Consider the following 14,798-nt stretch of genomic DNA (forward strand, 5'->3'; position numbering starts at 1 on the left):
AAATCAACCCTCAGGCTTTTGATCGCGGTCGGTCGCAGTGCCGTTCATATCGGTCGCTTCCGAGCTATCATCCGCTGCGACCGCCTCGCGTGCGGTTGGGGAAAGCTGAATGTTCAGTTCGCGCAGCTGTTTGGCACTCACGATAGAGGGCGCACCCATCATCAGGTCCTGCGCACGCTGGTTCATCGGGAAGGCGATGACTTCGCGGATATTCGGTTCGTCTGCCAGCAGCATGACGATACGGTCGATGCCCGGAGCCGATCCACCGTGCGGCGGTGCACCTAGCTTGAATGCCTCGATCATGCCGGAAAAGTTCGCATCGACATCCTCTCGCGAATAGCCGGCGATCTCGAATGCCTTGTACATGATTTCCGGCTTGTGGTTCCGGATGGCACCCGATGACAACTCGTAGCCGTTGCAGACGATGTCGTACTGCCATGCAAGGATATCGAGCGGGTCCTTCGTTTCGAGCGCTTCCATCTCGCCCTGCGGCATGGAGAAGGGATTGTGGCTGAAGTCGACCCGCTTGAGGTCCTCGTCATACTCGAACATCGGGAAATCGACGATCCAGCAGAATTTGAAGCAGTCCTCCTCGACCAGGCCAAGTTCCTCGGCCACTCGGGTGCGCGCGGCGCCAGCCAGCTTGGCAGCGTCCTTTTCCTTCCCCGCAGCGAAAAACAGACCGTCGTTCTCGCCCAGGCCTAGTTCGGCATAAAGCGCTTCCATGCCTTCGGCGCCGTGGTTCTTGGCAATCGGGCCGCCGAATTCGCCGCCCTTGCGCGTGACGTAACCGAGTCCGGCGAAGCCTTCACGGCGCGCCCAGTCGTTCATCTCGTCGAAGAACTTGCGGCTCTTCTCATGCGTATTCGGCGCGGGGATGACGCGCACACGCCCGCCGCCGCCGACTATCTTCTCGAACAGGCCGAAGCCCGATTTCTCGAAGTGCGAAGTCACGTCGCTGATGATCAGCGGGTTGCGCAGATCCGGCTTGTCCGAACCATACTTCAGCATCGCTTCGGCATAGGGGATACGCGGAAATTCGCCGGCGGGGGTGACGGTCTTGCCGCTGGAGAACTCTTCGAACACACCGGCCAGGACGGGCTCGATGGTGTTGAACACGTCTTCCTGCGTCACGAAGCTCATCTCGAAGTCGAGCTGGTAGAATTCCGGGCTGCGGTCGGCGCGTAAGTCCTCGTCACGGAAGCAGGGGGCGATCTGGAAATAGCGGTCGAACCCGGCCACCATCAATAGCTGCTTGAACATCTGCGGTGCCTGCGGGAGCGCATAGAAGCGGCCCGGATGCAGACGGCTGGGCACAAGGTAGTCGCGTGCGCCTTCCGGGCTGGACGCACCGAGGATCGGGGTCTGGAACTCGCTGAAGCCCTGCCCGATCATGCGTTGACGCAAGCTGGTGATGACCCGGTTGCGCAGCATGATGTTGGCGTGAACGCGCTCGCGGCGCAGGTCGACGAAGCGGTATTTCAGGCGTGTTTCTTCCGGATAGTCTTCCGCCTGGTTTACGATCAGCGGCAGGTCCTCGGCGCGGCTCTGGATTTCGACTTCGCGGGCGAAGACTTCGATTTCACCGGTGGGCAGGTTCTTGTTGACCGCCACTTCGTCCCGCGCCTTCACCGTACCATCGATGGTCACCACCGATTCCAGTTTCAGCTTTTCGAGCACGGGCAGAGCCGCACTGTCGCTGTCGGCCACGATCTGGGTTATTCCGTAGTGGTCACGCAGATCGACGAATAGCACGCCGCCGTGGTCGCGCTTGTTGTGCACCCAGCCGGAAAGGCGGACCGTCTCGCCAACGTTTTCCTTCGTCAGCTGTGCGCAGTTGTGGGTACGATAGGCGTGCATCTAAAATCTTTCCATTTTCGGAGTTATGCCGCTAGGGCGCAGGCGCCGCGCTCCTTAGCAGGAATCGCGCGCGCTAACAGGGCACCAGCGGGTTTTTGTCAAGGCTCGTGAGAGGTGCGGGAGCGGTACTCCGCTCAAGACAAGAAACGAAACGATGAAAATACACGATCTGATTACCGACACCGATACGCTGGCCGCACTTTGCGAGCGTCTTGCGAAAAGCGACTTCGTGACCGTCGACACCGAATTCATGCGCGAGAACACCTATTGGCCCGAGCTGTGCCTGGTGCAGATCGCCAATGAGGAAGAAGCGGCGGCGATCGATCCGCTGGCGGACGGCATAGACCTGAAGCCCCTGTGGGACCTGCTTTGCGAAAACGAGGAAGTCCTGAAGGTCTTTCACGCTGGCGGACAGGACGTTGAAATCGTCTACAATTTCACCGGCAAGACCCCGCATCCGATCTTCGACACGCAGATCGCGATGATGGCGATCAGCCAGAACGAGCAGATCGGTTATGCCAATCTCGTGGAAAGCTGGCTCGGTATTCCGGTTGATAAGGGTGCGAGGTTTACCGACTGGAGTCGCCGTCCGCTGACTGAAAGACAGATCGAATATGCGATCGGCGATGTGACGCACCTATCGGACATATTCCCGAGGATATTGAAAAAGCTAATCAAGACGGAACGCGGCGGCTGGCTGGATGCCGAGATGGACAAGCTCGCCGATCCGGCAAACTACGCCAATAACGCCGACCAGGCCTGGAAGCGCATCCGCTCGCCGGGACGCAACCCCACGGTGCTGGGCCGGTTGAAGGCTCTGGCCGCCTGGCGCGAGGGCGAAGCGCAGCACAAGAATATCCCGCGCGGTCGCATCATGCGCGACGAAACCCTGGCCGATATCGCCAGTCATCCGCCCAAGAAACAGGGCGACCTTATCAAGGTGCGCGGCCTTTCCAACGCCTGGAAAGACAATGACATCGGCAAGCGCCTGATGAAGGTAATCGACAAGGCCGAACCCTTGCCGAAGGAAGAAATGCCGGAGAAACCGAAGCGAGGGGCACCACTGGGCAAGGAAGGTGCGCTGGTGGCGGATCTGCTCAAGCTGTTGCTCAAAATTCGCGCCCGTGAAATCGATGTCGCGTCCCGCCTTCTCACCCGCTCGGATGAGATGGAGGCGCTTGCCGCAGGGGTTCGCAAGCTGCCGATCCTGCAGGGCTGGCGCTACGAGGTCTTCGGCAAGGACGCGCTCGAGCTGGTCGAGGGGCGTCTGGCCTTCGCCGTGAAAGACGGGAAGCTACTGATGACTCATGTCGACGATGTCCACGCGGGCATGATGGACGCCGCTCATGATGAAGTGATCACTGGAATGGAAGCGGACGCCGGGTGAGCACCTACCTCCCCACCCTCAAGCAGCTGCAATACCTCGTCGCGTTGCACGAGCATGGCCATTTCGGCCGCGCAGCGGATGCGAGCTTCGTGTCGCAATCAACGCTTTCGGCAGGAATCCGCGAGCTGGAATCGCTGCTTGGTGTGACGCTGGTCGAGCGCAGCCGCCGCGTTGTGCGTTTCACTGCGCTGGGCAACCAAGTGGTCGAGAAGGCGCACCGTGTCTTGCGCGAAACCGAGGAACTGGCCGATCTCGTTCAGGCAGCAGGCAAGCCGTTGGCAGGACAGCTCCGGATGAGCGTGATCCCGACCATAGCCCCATTCATGCTGCCGCGATTCCTGCCGCGCCTGCGGCGCGAACGTCCAGATCTGGAGCTATTTCTGCGTGAAGAGACCAGCCATGATGCTGTCGAATCGCTGCAGCATGGAAGGGTTGATTGTGTTCTCTTGGCCCTGCCTTTCGTCACCGGTGAAGTCGATCAGGCGCATATCGCCGATGACCCGATCTATGTGGCGTTCCCTAAGGATGATCCACGCGATCCGCCGGAAACAGTCACGGCCGACATGATCGACGACGGGCGGCTGCTGCTGCTGGAAGATGGCCATTGCCTCAAGGATCACGCGCTGGCGGCTTGCAACCGCCCCGAACTGCGCGGCTCGACGACCATGATCGGCACCAGCCTCCATACGCTCGTCCAGATGGTGGACAATGGTCTGGGGCTTACGATGCTACCCGAAATGGCGGTGGACGCGGGCATCCTCAACGGTACGGAGGTTGTTGCGCGCCCCCTTAAATCGAAGCGGGCTAGCCGTGAAATCGCTCTGATATGGCGTAAGAATTCGCCTCGACGTCAGGACTTCGAACTGCTGGCGGAAGAACTGCGCGCCGGTTAGGCGAGTTTTGCTTCGGACTTCGATTTCATAAAATTATCGAGCTTGCGGTAAGCGAACAGAGGCACAATCACGCTCAAGGCAATTCCGCCGAGAGCGCATATTCCGAGCCAGATCGCCATCGCGGTGCCGCCCGATGCCCACATCCCGTAAAGCACAGGCGCCGCGAGCACGAGACCACGAACTTCATTGAAGATCATTGCGACTGCGCCAACCTTCAGCAGCGCAGCGAGGAGCATATGGATGGAAGCACTCATGTCTAACAACATGAACGCATTTGGTTGAGAAAAGGTTCACCTATGCAACGGCGTTGCATCTACGCATTGCATCGACTCGTCGCACTACGAAAGTCGATTGGCGCTAATCCATGTGCTTGAGGCCGACGCGCAGGTAATCCCAACCCGTTATGACAGTCATGGCCGCAGCTGCCCACAGCGTGACGAGGCCGACTGTATGCGGTACATTGGCCTCCAGCGTACCGAGCATTACATTCCAGCTAGGCAGACCCTGCCCGAGGATCAACGAACCGAGTGCGAGCAGCTGGAAGGTCGTCTTCCATTTTGCCAGACGGCTCACTGGCACCGATACCTGCAGGCCGCCAAGGAATTCCCGCAAGCCCGAAACCGCGATTTCGCGCACCAGAATAATCAACCCGGCGATCACGTGCATATCGCCCACGTAGGGGCCACGCAGAACGCCTTGGGCCGCCAACACGAGAATCACCGATGCGACCATGATCTTGTCAGCGATGGGATCTAGAAAGATTCCGAGCTTCGAAACTGCCCCGCTGGTGCGCGCCAAATATCCATCGAAATAATCGGTAATGCCCATAAGGCAGTACAGCACGAAGGCCATGAGATAGCCCGCTTCCCATCCAGGCCACCATAACAGGAAGGCGAGCAAGGGAATCGCGACGATACGCGACAATGTGAGGATGTTTGGCAGTGTCAGCATCTAGGCATGTCCCCCTAACCGTATTCGCCCTGCCGCAAAAGACATCAAGCAGGGTTGTCCGCCGCCACGATGTAGCTACCAAGTGCATCCTTCGGGAAGGTTTCCGCCGGGGGTTCATGTTCACAAGTCCGCATCTGCTGCGCACGAGGCGGTTTCTGCCGTTGTTCGTGACGCAGTTATTCAACGCCTTCAACGACAACCTTTACAAGACCGCGATGGTCCTGTTCGTTGTCTACCAGATCTATAATTCCGAAGAGGCGGAGGGCATTTTCTCTGCCGTTGCATCCGGGCTGTTCATTATCCCGTTCTTTATTCTTTCCGCACTCGCCGGACAGCTTGCCGACATGCGTGACAAGGCGGCGATCATCCGGAAGGTGAAGGCGTTTGAGATTGTTCTGATGATCATCGGTGCCAGCGGCCTCATGCTGGCATGGCGTGGCTACGAAATGCCGGTGAGTCTCTTCGGGATCGAGACCAGCTTTCCGGTCCTGCTGATGCTTCTGGCGCTGTTTCTGACTGGTGTGCAGTCGACTTTCCTCGGACCTATCAAATACGCGATCCTTCCGCAGCATCTGCGCAAGGAGGAGGTTTTGGCAGGAACCGGGCTGGTGGAGGCAGGGACATATATAGCCATTCTGGCAGGGACGATCCTGGCCGGCTGGATCTCCGTCGAGATCGCGGCCGTTGGCGTCATCTTCACTTCAATCGTCGGCTATATGGTGAGCCGGCAGGTCCCCCCTGCCCCGCCGCAAGGCGAGGTTGAGAAGCTCGACTGGCATATATTGCGCGCGTCCGTGCGCCTCGTGCGGGATACCATGCACAATCGAGAGGTCTATTACGCAATACTGGCTATCAGCTTCTTCTGGACCATCGGAGCAGTGCTCTTCATCCAGTTCCCCCCGCTCGCCAAGAACGTGATCATGGCAAGCAAGGAAGTGGCGAGCATATTCCTCGTGATTTTCTCGATCGGCGTTGCCATCGGATCGGTCGCAGTGGGAGCCTTGCTCAAAGGCAAGGTCTCGGCCCGTTATGCCCCCCAATCGGTAATCGCGATGGGCGTTTTCGTCGTCGCCTTTTACGTCGTCTGCAAGATCTGGGAGGCGGACAAGCCCACGCAATTGCTCGACGTGGCAGGCTTCCTCGGTTGGCCGATGGCAAGCATTATCCTGTTGTGCCTCCTGGGAATCGCAATCTCGGGCGGAATGTTCGTGGTTCCGCTATACGCTTTTCTCACGACCCGGGTTGCGCCCGACAAGGCCTCTCGCACGATTGCGGCGAACAATATCGTCAATTCTGGCGCGATGGTGGGTGGCTCACTGCTTGCTATGGGAATGAGCGCAGCAGGTGTGCCGATCGTTGAGCAGGTGCTTATCAGTGCTGGCATGTGCCTAGTGTCGGCATGGCTTGGCCGCCGGTTGCTGGAAGCCGAACGCGCCGCATCTGCGGCGGATGAAATCAGATGATAAAGGCCAGAACGGCTGCCACGGTCGCAAAGTAGGTGGTTGCTACGCCGCGCACATCCTGCGCGGTGAGCTTCCAGTCTACCGGCTGCCCTTGCGGCGCGTCGGCAAACAGCGTGCGACGGTGGGGAATGCTGGCTCGCATCCAATGGCGGGCCGCTTCGTTCGACAGGACAAGTGCGCGTCTCATGATGCGGGTTTAACGATTTTTTAACCATTGGTTTCCCGGCAAATTCGCTCTGTTTCATTTCGGGACGGTTCGCCGGCCTAGTGGAGATACGAGTTAGCCTGCTTCCGGCGATTGCACGAAGAAGCACGCGAGGCTAACCGCCATTTTATGACCAGACGTCCAACTCCCGCAGCCGCCACGCTACTCGTTGATTGCTTGATCGCACAAGGTTGCGAACGGATTTTCACTGTTCCCGGCGAGAGCTTCCTTCAGGTGCTCGACGCGCTGGGACAGCAGGACGCAATCGATGTCGTCACCTGCCGCCAGGAAGGCGGTGTCGCCATGATGGCCTGTGCGGATGGATCGATGACCCAGCGCCCGGGCGTGGCATTCGTGACGCGCGGTCCGGGAGCGACCAATGCCAGCATCGGTGTCCATGTAGCGATGCAGGATTCTCAACCGTTGATCCTTTTCGTCGGTGACGTCGACAGCGAAATGCGCGACCGCGAGGGGTTTCAGGAAGTCGATTTCGCAGCCTTCTTCGGCCCTATCGCCAAATGGGCAGCCCGGATCGACTCCGCCGATCGCATCCCCGAGTACGTCGCGCGCGCCTACGCTACCGCGATTTCCGGGCGTCCCGGGCCGGTCGTGCTCGCTCTCCCCGAAGACATGTTGAGCCGCGACACTTCGGCCCTGTCGCGCCCGCGCGTCGAACGTCCCGCGCAGGCGCCCTGCCCCGATGCGATGCAGGCGATGATGGCGTTGATCTCCGACGCAGCCTCGCCAGTCGCGATAATCGGAGGTGCGGGCTGGAACGCCAAGGCTCGGGAGTACTTCCAGCTTTTCGCCGAGCGGATCGGTATCCCGGTCGCCACAGCCTTCCGCCGGCAGGACGCTATTTCCCCCGCCAGCCGGGTGTACGCTGGCAATCTCGGCTATGGCCCGAATCCCAAGCTGATCGAGCGAGTCAAGAACGCCGACCTCGTGCTCGCGGTCGGAGCGCGGCTGGGCGAGGCAACCACGGACGGCTACACCGTCCCGCCGCTCGTGGCGCAGGATCGCAAGCTCATCCACATCCATCCCGATCCGAAGGAGCTAAACAGCGTATATCCGGCCGATCTCGCCATTTGTGCCGAGATGGACGAGTTTGCCGAAAGCGCTGCCCTTTGGGATGAAGGGGATGCGATCGACTTCGACGCCGGTGCCGAAGCCCATGCCGAGTGGGAAGCTTGGGCGACCGCCCATCCGACGGACCATGCGCTCGACATGGGGCAATGCGTGCAATTCATGCGCGATACTCTTCCTGCCGATACGATCATCTGCAACGGAGCGGGAAACTTCGCGGGATGGTGGCACCGATATTGGCGTTATGATGGCTTCCCCACCCAGCTTGCTCCGACATGTGGAGCCATGGGCTACGGAGTGCCTGCGGCGATCTCGGCAGCACTGCGCTTCCCGCAACGCACGGTGGTCGCAGTCGCAGGAGACGGCGATTTCCTGATGAACGGCCAGGAACTGGCAACCGCAGTCCAACATGATGCGAACCTGATCGTCATCGTGGTCGACAATTCAGCATATGGGACGATCCGCATGCATCAGGAGCGCGAATTTCCCGGCGAGGATCGGGTGAGCGCCACCCGTTTGAAAAACCCTGACTTCGCCGCCTTGGCGGAGGCTTATGGGGGCTGGTCTGCGAGCGCTTCTAAAACCAAAGAATTCAAGGAAGCTCTCGTGGCAGCGCAAGGGCGTGCGGGCGTGCGTCTAATTCATTGCAAAATCGAAATTGAACAACTTGCTGCGAGCGGCGCGAGCATTAGCGGCCTTCGCAATCGATAGAGATACAAAAAAGGCCGCCTCCAATTAGGGAGACGGCCTTTTCGCTATTTGGGTATTGCCGATGATCAGATATCGTTACCCAGCTTACCTTCCACTTCACCGGCAAATTGCTGGGCTTCACCCTTGCGTTCCTGACGCTTGCCTTCGCGATCAAGACGCTCGTTATCGGTCATTTCGGCCACTGCCTGCTTTGAATTGCCGCTAGCTTCATTGGCATTGCCTTTGATCTTCTTGGTTAGTTCGCCCATGGGACGCTCCTTCTAATGTGGCGCCTGGAAAAAAAGACGCGGTTACAGAAGGATAAGCATTCAGAAGGAACTAACGTTCCGCGCTCATGCGCCCAGACGGTTGCTCCGTGCGACGAAGCTTAAATACCGGCCATCGAGCAGATGATCGACCATTCTTCGGGTTTGATCTCTGCCACTGAGAGGCGGGACAGTTTTACCAATTCGCAATCCGCCAAATTCGGCTCCGCCTTGATCTGCTTGAGCGTGACGGGATGAGGCAGCCTGGTCTTGGGTACGATCTTTACTGCAGCCCACTTGCCTTCGGGATCGGTGGGATCGGTGATGCCCGCTGCGCTGATTTCGCAAATGCCGACAATTTCCAATCCTTCGCGAGAATGGTAGAAGAACGCCTGGTCCCCCACTTCCATAGCCGCAAGATTGTTCTTGGCCCGATGATTGCGGACGCCGTCCCAAGTACCCTCATTCTCGGCGACAAGATCGTCCCAGCCGTATTTGAATGGTTCGGATTTCATCAGCCAGTAACGTGCCATCTGCGCGATTTCCTTGTCGATCGTGAATGCCAGCAACGGGAACTAGCGAGCGGGATACCTGCTGGCCAGTCCGCCCCGACCATCAAATTGGCAGTTAACGGGTTTTTAGCCTCGCAAGCCTAGATGGATTGAATGAACAAGTTCGGGGGGTCCCTTGTCTCGAATGCCAGCGCCTGACAATACCCCGACATTGTCGGAGGCTATTCCTACCGTGAATGGGACGCGTCACGATCTGGTGACGCTGGGAGTCGCCCTTGCCGCGATCATTGTATTCGTCGGAGTGGCAGGAACGGTCCTGCCCGCGGCGATCCGCGCGTTGCAAGGCCAGGGGGCACGCCCGGACCTTATCCTGACCAATGCCCTCTTACTCAACATCGCGCTGATCCTGCTCGGCTGGAATCGTTACAAGGCACTGACAGGAAAGCTGGAAACGCACCGAAAATCCGAAGAAGAAGCGCGCCGTCTCGCCGATTCGGACGATCTTACCGGCTGCCTCAACCGGCGCAGTTTCGCGGCACACCTCGAGAAGATACTGGGAGAAGGTACGAAGGCGGAAAGCGCGCTTGCGGCGATCGCGATCGATCTCGACAATTTCAAACAGATCAATGATGTTAACGGGCACGCTGCAGGTGATCTCGTTCTTCGCACCGCCTGCGACCGCATCCGTCAACTTTTGCCCGACGGTGCCTCGCTGGCCCGCTTGGGCGGCGACGAATTCGTCTGTGCAGTGCCCTACAATCTTGCCTCACCGGGACGTATCGAACTGTTGGCATCAAGGATGATCGAGCACGTTTCGCGGCCCGTTGTTCATGATGGCACTGCCTTGGATGTCACCATTTCAATCGGGATCGCCAGTTCGATCCACCTGTCGGAGGCGAGCAAGGAAACGCCTGCGCAGGGCCTGATGCACAAGGCGGATATCGCCATGTATCATGCAAAAAAGCAGGGTAAGAACCGTTTCTACTGGTTCGAACCGCCGATGGAAAACGAACTACGCTTCCGTAGCGAACTGGAAGCTGGGATTCGCCGCGGCATCGAGAACGGCGAATTCGTGCCCTATTACGAACAGCAGGTCGATCTCGACAGCGGGGAACTGGTCGGTTTCGAGATGCTGGCTCGGTGGGATTCTCCCGAAATGGGTATTGTCGGCCCCGAAATCTTCATTCCGATAGCCGAGGAAATCGGAGTCATCGCAGAACTTTCGGAAAAGCTGATCACCCGGGCCTTTGCCGATGCGCTTTGCTGGGATCCGCAAATCACGCTTTCGGTAAACATCTCCCCTGTGCAGATGCGCGATCCGTGGTTTGCCCAGAAAATGCTGAAGATGTTGGTCGAACACCGGTTCCCGCCACACAGGCTCGACATCGAGATAACCGAAACCTGCCTGCACGAGAATATCGGGATGGTACGGTCGATGATCACCTCATTGCGCAACCAGGGCGTCCGGGTAAGCCTCGACGACTTTGGAACCGGCTATTCGAGCCTGTCCCAACTGCGCAGCTTGCCCTTCGACCAACTGAAGATCGACCGCAGCTTCATCAGCGAACTCAAGAACGGCGAACAGAGCGACAAACTTGTCGATGCCATCATTTCGATGAGCGACGGTCTGAAAATGCCGATCACAGCGGAAGGGATCGAAAACGAGGACATTGTCGTGGCGCTGAAACGGTGGGGCCAAATGAGGGGGCAGGGTTATCACTATGGACGCCCCGAACCCGGGGACAAGGTCCTCGAACGCTTGGCTGCATGTGGAAGGCTGATACAGGATTCCGATTCCCGGTCACTTGATATAACCGGGTTCTCCGGGGCCGATGAGATGCAAAAGAAAGCCGACAGCGGTCAACGCGCCGTCTGATACGACACTGGACGCTGTGCCCCGCACACCCTAGATGCGCGGTCCTGATGCGCGTCCCTTTCACCAAGATGCATGGCCTCGGCAACGACTTCGTCGTTCTCGATGCCCGAACGCAGGAATTGCCGGCGCTCGAACGGTCACGTGTTGCAGCGATCTCCGACCGCCAGACCGGAATCGGATGCGATCAGTTGATCGTCCTCGAACCGAGTGAAGACGCAGATTTCCGTATGCGGATATACAATCAAGATGGCGGAGAGGTCGAAGCTTGCGGCAACGCTTCACGGGCGGTCGCAATCCTTCACGGCAGTGATGCGCGCATCGAGACAGCTGGCGGCATATTGAGCGTTTCACCCGCCGCCGGCGGTGCGAGCGTCCAGATGGATGAGCCGCGGTTCGGCTGGAATGACATCCCTCTCGCCTATGCGATGGACACGCTTGCCATGCCGGTCGGCTGGGACATGCTCGATGACCCCGGTGCGGTGAATGTCGGCAATCCGCATGTGGTTTTCTTTGTAGATAATACCGATACCATCCCACTCGATCGGTTGGGACCGGAAATCGAGAACGATCCGCTCTTTCCCAATCGCGTGAACGTGAACGTCGCCACCGTCGAAAGCCGGAAGCGGATCCGTTTGCGCGTCTGGGAGCGCGGAGCGGGCCTGACCCGTGCTTGCGGAACCGGGGCATGCGCCACGGCGATCCATGCCATGCGGCGCAAGCTGGTCGATAGCCCGGTTACCGTCGCCCTGCCCGGGGGCGAACTCGTCATCGAGTGGCGGGAGGGTACGTCCATCCGCATGACCGGCCCGGCGACCGAGAGTTTCCGCGGCAGTTTCGAATGGGACGATTACGCGTGAACGCTCCGCAGGTCGTATCGCTGGGCTGCCGCTTGAATATCTCCGAAAGCGAGCGCATTCGCGCCATGCTGGCAGGCGAAGACAACCTCGTTGTTGTGAATAGCTGCGCCGTGACCAGCGCGGCCGTTCGGCAGACCCGGCAAGCGATCCGCAAGGCGCGCAAGGCCAATCCCGATGCGCGGTTGCTGGTGACCGGATGCGCAGCAGATATCGAGCGCGACCAGCTTTCCGCCATGCCGGAGGTCGACGGCCTGATCGCCAACGAGGCAAAGCTTGACCCACGGGCCTGGAATGTCCCGGCCGGCGCTGCGCCCGTTCCCGCCTTGCACACCCGGGCTTTCGTCGCAGTCCAGAACGGCTGCGACCACGCCTGTACCTTTTGCGTGATACCACAGGGGCGCGGACAGAGCCGGTCACTGAACATTGCCGAGGTACTGCGCGAAGTCGAGGCGCATCTTAACGCCGGCGCGGCAGAAGTCGTGCTGACGGGGGTCGACGTAACCTCATGGGGTCACGACCTGCCCGGCAGCCCCAGCCTCGGCTCGCTGGTCCGGGCAGTGCTCGAAGCCTTTCCCGCCCTTGCCCGGATTCGCATGTCGTCGATCGACGGGATCGAGGTGGACGACGAACTGTTCGAGCTTTTCGCTTCCGAGCCGCGCGTGATGCCACATATCCACCTGTCGTTGCAGCACGGGCACGACCTGATCCTCAAACGAATGAAGCGCCGTCATCTGCGCGCAGACGCAGTCGAACTGGTGGAAAAACTGAAATCGCGGCGGCCCGAAATTGCGGTCGGCGCCGACCTCATCGCGGGTTTCCCGACCGAGACCGAGGATCACCATACCGCGAACCTTTCCATCATCCGGGCACTTGCTATCGTTCACGGCCACATTTTCCCTTACTCGCCGCGTCCCGGCACGCCGGCATCGCGCATGCCCCAGGTGGAGCGGCAAACCATCAAACGCCGGGCGGCAGAATTGCGGGCGGAGGTCGCCAATATGCGTGCAGATTGGCTGGCAACGCTCGTCGATGAGCCGCTGGAAATTCTCGCCGAACGCGACGGCACCGGCTATTCGCCCCAATTCGCCCGTGTTGCGCTGCCGATTGGCACTCCGCGCGGCTCGATCGTCACCGTGACGCCAACGACCCTTGAGGACAATCTCCTGTCATGAGCAAACCTAGCTGGACCGAGCGCCTGTTCGGCGGCTTCAAGAAGACCTCCGAACGGCTGACCGAGAATCTCGCCGAAGCGGTTACCAAGGCAAAACTCGACGATGCGACACTGGACGACGTCGAAGATGCGCTGATCATGTCCGATCTAGGGCCCAGCGCGGCCGCGCGCATCCGCGAACGCCTCCGCGAAAAGCGCTTCGGGCTCGAGATCAGCGCCGAAGAATTGAAGCAGGCCGTTGCGGATGAAATCGCCGCCATCCTTCGTCCGGTGGCCAAGCCGCTTGAAATCACCGCCTTTCCCCGCCCGCAGGTGCTGCTCGTGATAGGCGTCAACGGCAGCGGCAAGACCACCACCATTGCCAAGCTGGCGCATCTTTTCGTCGAAGACGATTACAACGTTATGCTGGCGGCAGGCGACACTTTCCGCGCGGCTGCCATTGGTCAGTTGCAGACCTGGGCCGACCGGGTTGGCGTGCCCCTCGTGCGCGGCCCCGAAGGGGGTGACCCCGCCAGTATCGTGTTCGACGCGGTCAAGAAAGGCACCGAGATCGGAACCGATGTCCTCATTGTCGACACCGCCGGCCGCTTGCAGAACAAGCGTGAACTGATGGATGAACTATCGAAAATCCGGAAGGTGCTCGGCCGGCTCAATCCAGAAGCGCCGCATGATGTGGTATTGGTCCTGGATGCGACCAATGGCCAGAATGCACTTTCGCAGATCGACGTATTCAAGGAAGTTGCGGGCGTGACGGGACTCGTGATGACCAAGCTCGACGGCACCGCGCGCGGCGGCGTTCTGGTGCAGGCTGCGGAGCTATACGGGCTTCCGATCCACGCAATTGGAGTGGGGGAGAAAATCGACGATCTGCGGCCATTCGATCCTGATCTTGTCGCGCGCGTGATCGCAGGAGTTGCATGATGAGCGATACCGAAACCGCCAAGACCAAGAAACCGACCGGCTGGCTGCACACGCTGGTTGATTACGGTCCGCTGCTGGTCTTCCTGGGTGTCTACAAGTTCTACCAGCCGCCCGAGACATCTACTTTCGGCGAAATCGCGGCAGTGATCTACGGCACGATAGCCTTCATGGGTGCTGCGGTAGTGGCGCTTGTCTTCAGCAAGTGGAAATTCGGCAAGGTCAGTCCGATGCTGATCCTGTCCACGACACTGATCGTAGGTTTTGGGGCGCTGACGATCTGGCTGCGCGACGAACGCTTCATCCAGTTAAAACCGACTGCGATCTACCTGCTTTTCGGTGTGGTTCTGCTCGTCGGCTGGCTGCGCGACCGTGCCTGGCTGCAAGTGCTGCTGGAAGCGGCATTTGAGGGCGTGACCCACCAAGGCTGGCTGAAGCTATCCCGCAATTGGGGCTTTTTCTTCTTTGCGCTTGCAGCGCTTAACGAAGTACTGGTTCGCACGATGAGCTTCGAAAGCTGGCTCTGGGCGAAACTATGGGTCTTCCTGCCCCTCACATTCCTCTTCACCTTCACGCAGATACCGATGCTGTTGAAGCATGGCCTGTCGCTGGAGGATACTGACGATGTGCTAAAGGATGAGCCCCCGACGGGCTGATAAACGG

The 14,798-nt window shown here is 59.4% G+C and carries 15 protein-coding genes; 9 read left to right on the forward strand and 6 right to left on the reverse strand.

The features are described from left to right. Window positions 1-3 precede the first annotated feature (3 nt). Window positions 4-1,860: an aspartate--tRNA ligase gene (gene aspS, locus GRI69_RS04765; RefSeq protein ID WP_160727133.1), complete on the reverse strand. Its 1,857-nt coding sequence runs from the start codon at window positions 1,858-1,860 to the stop codon at window positions 4-6. Between the two features lie 154 nt (window positions 1,861-2,014). Between aspS and rnd the strand changes: the two genes are divergently transcribed. Together rnd and GRI69_RS04775 are read left to right on the forward strand one after the other, a co-directional pair. Further along, window positions 2,015-3,247 (forward strand): ribonuclease D, encoded by a 1,233-nt coding sequence (rnd, locus tag GRI69_RS04770; RefSeq protein ID WP_160727134.1) that lies wholly within the window; start codon window positions 2,015-2,017, stop codon window positions 3,245-3,247. Next, window positions 3,244-4,140 (forward strand): LysR substrate-binding domain-containing protein, encoded by an 897-nt coding sequence (locus GRI69_RS04775; RefSeq protein ID WP_160727135.1) that lies wholly within the window; start codon window positions 3,244-3,246, stop codon window positions 4,138-4,140. Before rnd ends, GRI69_RS04775 begins: the two co-directional genes overlap by 4 nt. On the opposite strand, the gene GRI69_RS04780 is transcribed toward GRI69_RS04775, so the two are convergent. Together GRI69_RS04780 and pgsA are read right to left on the reverse strand one after the other, a co-directional pair. Next, the gene (locus GRI69_RS04780; protein ID WP_160727136.1) at window positions 4,137-4,394 is read right to left on the reverse strand and encodes a hypothetical protein; all 258 of its coding nucleotides are present in this window, start codon (window positions 4,392-4,394) and stop codon (window positions 4,137-4,139) included. The genes GRI69_RS04775 and GRI69_RS04780 overlap by 4 nt on opposite strands. Before the next feature lie 103 nt (window positions 4,395-4,497). Continuing rightward, window positions 4,498-5,091 (reverse strand): CDP-diacylglycerol--glycerol-3-phosphate 3-phosphatidyltransferase, encoded by a 594-nt coding sequence (gene pgsA, locus GRI69_RS04785; RefSeq protein WP_160727137.1) that lies wholly within the window; start codon window positions 5,089-5,091, stop codon window positions 4,498-4,500. 116 nt (window positions 5,092-5,207) lie between these two features. Here pgsA and GRI69_RS04790 point away from each other — a divergent pair, with 116 nt between their 5' ends. Continuing rightward, window positions 5,208-6,554, forward strand: a complete 1,347-nt coding sequence (locus tag GRI69_RS04790) for an MFS transporter (protein WP_160727138.1) — start codon at window positions 5,208-5,210, stop codon at window positions 6,552-6,554. Here GRI69_RS04790 and GRI69_RS04795 read toward each other — a convergent pair. Next, the gene (locus tag GRI69_RS04795) at window positions 6,547-6,741 is read right to left on the reverse strand and encodes a hypothetical protein (protein WP_160727139.1); all 195 of its coding nucleotides are present in this window, start codon (window positions 6,739-6,741) and stop codon (window positions 6,547-6,549) included. The genes GRI69_RS04790 and GRI69_RS04795 overlap by 8 nt on opposite strands. Before the next feature lie 147 nt (window positions 6,742-6,888). Here GRI69_RS04795 and GRI69_RS04800 point away from each other — a divergent pair, with 147 nt between their 5' ends. Continuing rightward, entirely contained in the window at window positions 6,889-8,556 is a 1,668-nt protein-coding gene (locus tag GRI69_RS04800) for a thiamine pyrophosphate-binding protein (protein ID WP_160727140.1), read from the forward strand. A gap of 65 nt (window positions 8,557-8,621) precedes the next feature. Here the strand turns inward: GRI69_RS04800 and GRI69_RS04805 are convergent, their stop codons facing one another. Both GRI69_RS04805 and GRI69_RS04810 read right to left on the reverse strand, forming a co-directional pair. After that, on the reverse strand, window positions 8,622-8,804 hold the full coding sequence (locus GRI69_RS04805; protein ID WP_160727141.1) for a CsbD family protein: 183 nt from the start codon (window positions 8,802-8,804) through the stop codon (window positions 8,622-8,624). A gap of 119 nt (window positions 8,805-8,923) precedes the next feature. Then, window positions 8,924-9,334: an EVE domain-containing protein gene (locus GRI69_RS04810; protein ID WP_160727484.1), complete on the reverse strand. Its 411-nt coding sequence runs from the start codon at window positions 9,332-9,334 to the stop codon at window positions 8,924-8,926. Window positions 9,335-9,545: 211 nt separating this feature from the next. Here GRI69_RS04810 and GRI69_RS04815 point away from each other — a divergent pair, with 211 nt between their 5' ends. From GRI69_RS04815 to GRI69_RS04835, 5 genes are read left to right on the forward strand one after another with little or no spacing between them, the layout of a single operon-like run. Further along, window positions 9,546-11,189, forward strand: coding sequence for a putative bifunctional diguanylate cyclase/phosphodiesterase (locus GRI69_RS04815; RefSeq protein ID WP_337191027.1), 1,644 nt, complete (start codon window positions 9,546-9,548; stop codon window positions 11,187-11,189). Between the two features lie 47 nt (window positions 11,190-11,236). Beyond that, window positions 11,237-12,046 (forward strand): diaminopimelate epimerase, encoded by an 810-nt coding sequence (gene dapF, locus GRI69_RS04820; protein WP_160727143.1) that lies wholly within the window; start codon window positions 11,237-11,239, stop codon window positions 12,044-12,046. Next, the gene (locus tag GRI69_RS04825) at window positions 12,028-13,218 is read left to right on the forward strand and encodes a MiaB/RimO family radical SAM methylthiotransferase (protein ID WP_202391853.1); all 1,191 of its coding nucleotides are present in this window, start codon (window positions 12,028-12,030) and stop codon (window positions 13,216-13,218) included. Before dapF ends, GRI69_RS04825 begins: the two co-directional genes overlap by 19 nt. Next, window positions 13,215-14,138, forward strand: a complete 924-nt coding sequence (gene ftsY / locus GRI69_RS04830) for a signal recognition particle-docking protein FtsY (protein ID WP_160727144.1) — start codon at window positions 13,215-13,217, stop codon at window positions 14,136-14,138. The genes GRI69_RS04825 and ftsY overlap by 4 nt, the downstream gene beginning before the upstream one ends. Beyond that, the gene (locus GRI69_RS04835; RefSeq protein WP_160727145.1) at window positions 14,138-14,791 is read left to right on the forward strand and encodes an inner membrane-spanning protein YciB; all 654 of its coding nucleotides are present in this window, start codon (window positions 14,138-14,140) and stop codon (window positions 14,789-14,791) included. The genes ftsY and GRI69_RS04835 overlap by 1 nt, the downstream gene beginning before the upstream one ends. The last annotated feature ends 7 nt before the right edge of the window (window positions 14,792-14,798 follow it).

This window comes from Qipengyuania vulgaris (assembly GCF_009827325.1).
GTDB lineage: Bacteria > Pseudomonadota > Alphaproteobacteria > Sphingomonadales > Sphingomonadaceae > Qipengyuania > Qipengyuania vulgaris.

What these genes read in the sequence shown, in the direction of transcription:
- aspS (WP_160727133.1), bottom strand. Translation starts at nt 1,860, where the DNA reads ATGCACGCCTATCGTACCCACAACTGCGCACAGCTGACGAAGGAAAAC.
- rnd (WP_160727134.1), top strand. Translation starts at nt 2,015, where the DNA reads ATGAAAATACACGATCTGATTACCGACACCGATACGCTGGCCGCACTT.
- GRI69_RS04780 (WP_160727136.1), bottom strand. Translation starts at nt 4,394, where the DNA reads ATGAGTGCTTCCATCCATATGCTCCTCGCTGCGCTGCTGAAGGTTGGC.
- pgsA (WP_160727137.1), bottom strand. Translation starts at nt 5,091, where the DNA reads ATGCTGACACTGCCAAACATCCTCACATTGTCGCGTATCGTCGCGATT.
- GRI69_RS04790 (WP_160727138.1), top strand. Translation starts at nt 5,208, where the DNA reads ATGTTCACAAGTCCGCATCTGCTGCGCACGAGGCGGTTTCTGCCGTTG.
- GRI69_RS04795 (WP_160727139.1), bottom strand. Translation starts at nt 6,741, where the DNA reads ATGAGACGCGCACTTGTCCTGTCGAACGAAGCGGCCCGCCATTGGATG.
- GRI69_RS04800 (WP_160727140.1), top strand. Translation starts at nt 6,889, where the DNA reads ATGACCAGACGTCCAACTCCCGCAGCCGCCACGCTACTCGTTGATTGC.
- GRI69_RS04805 (WP_160727141.1), bottom strand. Translation starts at nt 8,804, where the DNA reads ATGGGCGAACTAACCAAGAAGATCAAAGGCAATGCCAATGAAGCTAGC.
- GRI69_RS04810 (WP_160727484.1), bottom strand. Translation starts at nt 9,334, where the DNA reads ATGGCACGTTACTGGCTGATGAAATCCGAACCATTCAAATACGGCTGG.
- dapF (WP_160727143.1), top strand. Translation starts at nt 11,237, where the DNA reads ATGCGCGTCCCTTTCACCAAGATGCATGGCCTCGGCAACGACTTCGTC.
- GRI69_RS04825 (WP_202391853.1), top strand. Translation starts at nt 12,028, where the DNA reads ATGGGACGATTACGCGTGAACGCTCCGCAGGTCGTATCGCTGGGCTGC.
- ftsY (WP_160727144.1), top strand. Translation starts at nt 13,215, where the DNA reads ATGAGCAAACCTAGCTGGACCGAGCGCCTGTTCGGCGGCTTCAAGAAG.
- GRI69_RS04835 (WP_160727145.1), top strand. Translation starts at nt 14,138, where the DNA reads ATGAGCGATACCGAAACCGCCAAGACCAAGAAACCGACCGGCTGGCTG.